Here is a 3,893-nt window from a genome sequence, read left to right as displayed (position 1 = left end):
ACGCTCTGCAGAGTCGGTAGATTCTGCGGGCATGGATGATCCACGTGCTCAGCGTCTCTTCGGTGACAGTCTGGTAGCTCCCGGAGATCTGGCGCAGAGCCCGTTCCGGGTCGACCGGGACCGGATCGTCAGCTCACCGTTCCTGGCCCGTCTCGCCGGGGTCACCCAGGTGATCAGCCCCGGCGGGGCGGGACTGCTCGTGCACAACCGGCTCACCCACAGTCTCAAGGTCGCCCAGGTGGCCCGCGCGATCGCCGAACGGCTGACCGCCGACCCGGCGCACCGGGACCTGCTGGACAAGCTGGGCGGCTGCGACCCGGACGTGGTGGAGGCCGCCGCCCTCGCCCACGACCTCGGTCACCCGCCGTTCGGGCACCTGGGGGAACGGGTGCTCGACCGGCTGGCCCGGCAGCGGCTCGGGCTGGCCGACGGCTTCGAGGGCAACGCCCAGTCGTACCGGATCGTCACCAGCACCGAGATCCGGGGCGCGGCCACCACGGGCCTCGATCTGACCGCCGCCGTCCGGGCGGCGATGCTGAAGTACCCGTGGACCCGGCTGGACCACCCCGACCCGCACCCCCGGCACCTGCGTCCCGCACCCCGGGGCGCCGCCGCCCCACCCGACGACCCGGACAGCGGCTCGCTGAAGTTCGGCGCGTACGGCACCGAACTCGCCGACCTGCGGCAGGCCCGCGCGCCGTTCGCCGGGCGGATCGCGCAGTGGCAGCAAACTGTCGAGGCGTCGGTGATGGACACCGCCGACGACATCGCGTACGCCATCCACGACGTGGAGGACTTCTACCGGGTGGGGGTGCTCCAGCAGGGCACCGTCGCCGCCGAGCTGATGGCCTGGCAGCGCGAGGGCGGACACCTGCGGGCGGTCACCGACGCCGCGCTGGCCGGCGCGGCCCGCCGACCCGGCTCGGCGATCGAGGCGCTGCGCCGGCAGCTGCACCGCAAGGACGCCTGGATCGCCGACGACGACGCGTTCGCCGCCGCCGTCGAGCACGTCCGCGAGGAACTGGTGGACGGGCTGCTGGCGCTGCCCTTCGACGGCTCGATCGAGGCGGAGCAGTACGTGGCCCGGTTCTCGGCCCGGTGGACCACCCGGCTGGTCGACGCGATCACGGTGACCGCCGCCCCGGACGTGCGCTCCGGCCACGTGCTGCTGGCCCGCGCCCAGTGGCACGAGGTGCAGGTGCTCAAGTTCGTCCACCACCGCTTCGTGCTGGCCCGCCCCGACCTGGCCCTGCACCAGCGGGGCCAGGCCCGGCTGCTGGGCACCCTGGTCGAGTCGCTGTGGGAGTGGCTGCTCGACCCCGAGGAGGAGTCCCGGCTGCCCCGCCGCCTGCCCGACCTGGTCGAGCTGGCCGAGGCGGAGCTGCACCCGCGTACCCCGGACCGGATCTCCCGGGCCCGGGGCCGGGCCATCGTCGACTTCGTCGCCCAGCTCACCGACGGGCAGGCGGCGGCGATGCTGGACGTGTTGTCGGGCCGCTCCGGCGCGCTGTGGACCGACGCCTTCGTGCTCTGAGCGGCGGGCGGTGGGGCCTGCGGTCAGGCGATCGTCTGCCACCAGCCGTCGACCGCCGACGGGTCGTCGACCACCACCCGCTCGCCGGGACGGGGCACGGCCAGCCGTACGCCGCGCGCCTTGGCCTCGGCCCAGAGCCGGTCCACCGGCTCGGACCAGTCGTGCAGGGCCAGGTTGAAGGTGGCCCAGTGCACCGGCACGAGCAGGTCGCCGCGCAGGTCGAGGTGGGCGGCGACCGCCTCCTCGGGGAACATGTGGATGCCCGGCCAGGCCCGGTCGTACGCGCCGATCTGCATCAGCGTCACGTCGAACGGCCCGTGCTCCGCGCCGATCTCGGCGTACCCGTCGAAGTAGCCGGAGTCACCGGTGTAGAAGACCTTCCGGTGCGCCCCGGCGACCACCCAGGAACTCCACAGCGTGCCGTCGCGGCGCAGCCCCCGGCCGGAGAAGTGCTGGGCGGCGGTCGCGGTGATCTCCAGGCCGCCGACCCGGTGCCCCTGCGACCAGTCCAGCTCGATGATCCGGTCGTCGGGCACCCCCCACCGGTCGAGGTGCGCGCCGACGCCCAGCGGCACCAGGAACGGCGCCGACTGCCGGCGGACCAGCTCCCGGACGGTGGCCATGTCGAGGTGGTCGTAGTGGTCGTGGGAGATGAGGATCGCGTCGACCGTGGGCAGTTCGTCGAGGCGTACCGGGGGCTCGTGCAGCCGCTTCGGCCCCACCACGGCCGACGGCGAGCACCTGTCGCTCCACACCGGGTCGATCAGCACCCGGTGTCCCTCGATCTCGATCAGGGTCGAGGCGTGGCCGTACCAGACGACGTTCAGCTCCCGCTCGACGTCGGTGGTCGGGGCGGGGGCGGGCCGCAGCAACGGGACCGGTGCGGTCGGGCGGCGACGCTGTGGACCGAAGAGCAGTTCCCGCAGCAGGTTACGGTCGGGATCACCGCCGGGCATGGTGCGGGTGGCGACCCGGTTGTGGAAGGTGCCGTCGCGGAACTGCGCGGAGCGGGCGGCCCGCTCCGCCCGTGCGCCGGTCAGCCGGCCGCCCAGCGCCGCCGGCACGTCCCGGGCCGTCCACGCCAGGCCCGCGAGCGCGGCCAGCCCCGCCGCCCGCCACAGCTGCCCGCCGATCGTCCGCCCGGCCGTGCGCTCCGCCGCTTTCCCCATGTGTCGTCCCCCTCGCCGGTGTCCCGCAGTACACGGTAGTCACCGCCGACCGCTCCCGCCCACGTCGCGCCACGGTCCGTCCCGCTTCGGGTGGCCGGTCGGCGGGCCGGGGGACGACCCGGGCCCGGGTGGTGCGGGCCCGGGTGGTCAGCCGCCGTTGCTGGGGCGCTGCCGGGCCACCCGGTACCGGGGCGCGTCGGCGGTGCCCCTCAGCTGCGTGGTGGCGTCCAGAAGGAACCGGCCGAGCCGGGCCCGGGCCTGCACCACCGGGTGGGTGGCACCGAAGTTGTCCCGGTCGGCCTGGCCGTCGGCGAAGAGCACGTAGGTCAGTACCGCCGCCCCGGTGGTGTCGAAGACCACACCGGCCTCGTGCCGGGCGTCGACGAACCAGCCCGCCTTGGTGGCCACCCGGGCCCGCTCCGCCGAGGACATGGTGCGCCGGATGCCGTCGGTGAAGGCGACCGGGGAGCGCAGCAGCTTGAGCACGAGGGCGGTCGACGACGGCGACAACAACGTGCCGGCGACCAGGGCGCGCAGCAGCGCGTGCGTCTCCCGGGCGGTGCTGGTGCCGAGATAGAACCGGTGGGGGTCGGACAGCGGCTGCACCTGGGTGTTGGGGAAGCCCTTCGCGGCGAGGGTGCGGTTGATCTCGGCGGCCGGGCAGACCAGGCCGCACAGCCGCGACGCGGTGTCGTCGGAGACGGTGAGCAGGTTGGCCAGCACGTGCCCGACGGTCACCGAACTGGGGTAGGCGGTGTCCAGGACGAAGATGCCGTCGCCGCCGGGCACCACGGTCGAGGCGGCCACCTCGACCCGCTGGTCGAGGGCGAGCAGCCCCCGGTCGATCCGGTCGAGCACCGCGACGGCCACCGCGATCTTGTTGACGCTGTACGCCTCGACCCGCCGGTCTGCGGACTCGGAGACCGCGACCAGCGGGGTGACGCCGTTCTCCAGGCTGAGGTGGACCTGCCAGTTGCCGCCGGTCAGCGACTTCTCCCGCTGGAAGGCCGCGGCGATCCGCGGGGCGACGAGTTCCGGGCTCGCCTGGGCGGTGCCGGACTTGCCGGGGCGGGCGGCGGCCGACGCTTCAGTGCCGACGAGCACCGCTCCGGCCGTGGCGGCCGTGCCGAGACCCAGCGCCGTCCTGCGGTTCACCCTGGTGGTCACGGCTCTCCCGTCGAGTGGTGGCC

At 74.3% G+C, this 3,893-nt stretch carries 3 protein-coding genes; 1 reads left to right on the top strand and 2 read right to left on the bottom strand.

Features of this window, described 5'->3' with window-relative positions; translation table 11 throughout:
• Positions 1 to 31: 31 nt before the first annotated feature.
• Positions 32 to 1,534 (top strand): deoxyguanosinetriphosphate triphosphohydrolase family protein, encoded by a 1,503-nt coding sequence (locus tag ACOJTC_RS04140; RefSeq protein WP_420115816.1) that lies wholly within the window; start codon positions 32 to 34, stop codon positions 1,532 to 1,534.
• 23 nt (positions 1,535 to 1,557) lie between these two features.
• Here the strand turns inward: ACOJTC_RS04140 and ACOJTC_RS04135 are convergent, their stop codons facing one another.
• Both ACOJTC_RS04135 and ACOJTC_RS04130 read right to left on the bottom strand, forming a co-directional pair.
• Positions 1,558 to 2,703: an MBL fold metallo-hydrolase gene (locus ACOJTC_RS04135; protein WP_420115815.1), complete on the bottom strand. Its 1,146-nt coding sequence runs from the start codon at positions 2,701 to 2,703 to the stop codon at positions 1,558 to 1,560.
• 147 nt (positions 2,704 to 2,850) lie between these two features.
• The gene (locus ACOJTC_RS04130) at positions 2,851 to 3,870 is read right to left on the bottom strand and encodes a serine hydrolase (protein WP_420115814.1); all 1,020 of its coding nucleotides are present in this window, start codon (positions 3,868 to 3,870) and stop codon (positions 2,851 to 2,853) included.
• Between the last annotated feature and the right edge of the window lie 23 nt (positions 3,871 to 3,893).

The organism is Micromonospora sp. (genome assembly GCF_048594385.1).
In the GTDB taxonomy this organism is placed as follows: domain Bacteria; phylum Actinomycetota; class Actinomycetes; order Mycobacteriales; family Micromonosporaceae; genus Micromonospora; species Micromonospora wenchangensis.
Note: the sequence above shows the minus strand (reverse complement) of the source record. Positions and strands in the feature narration are given on the sequence as shown.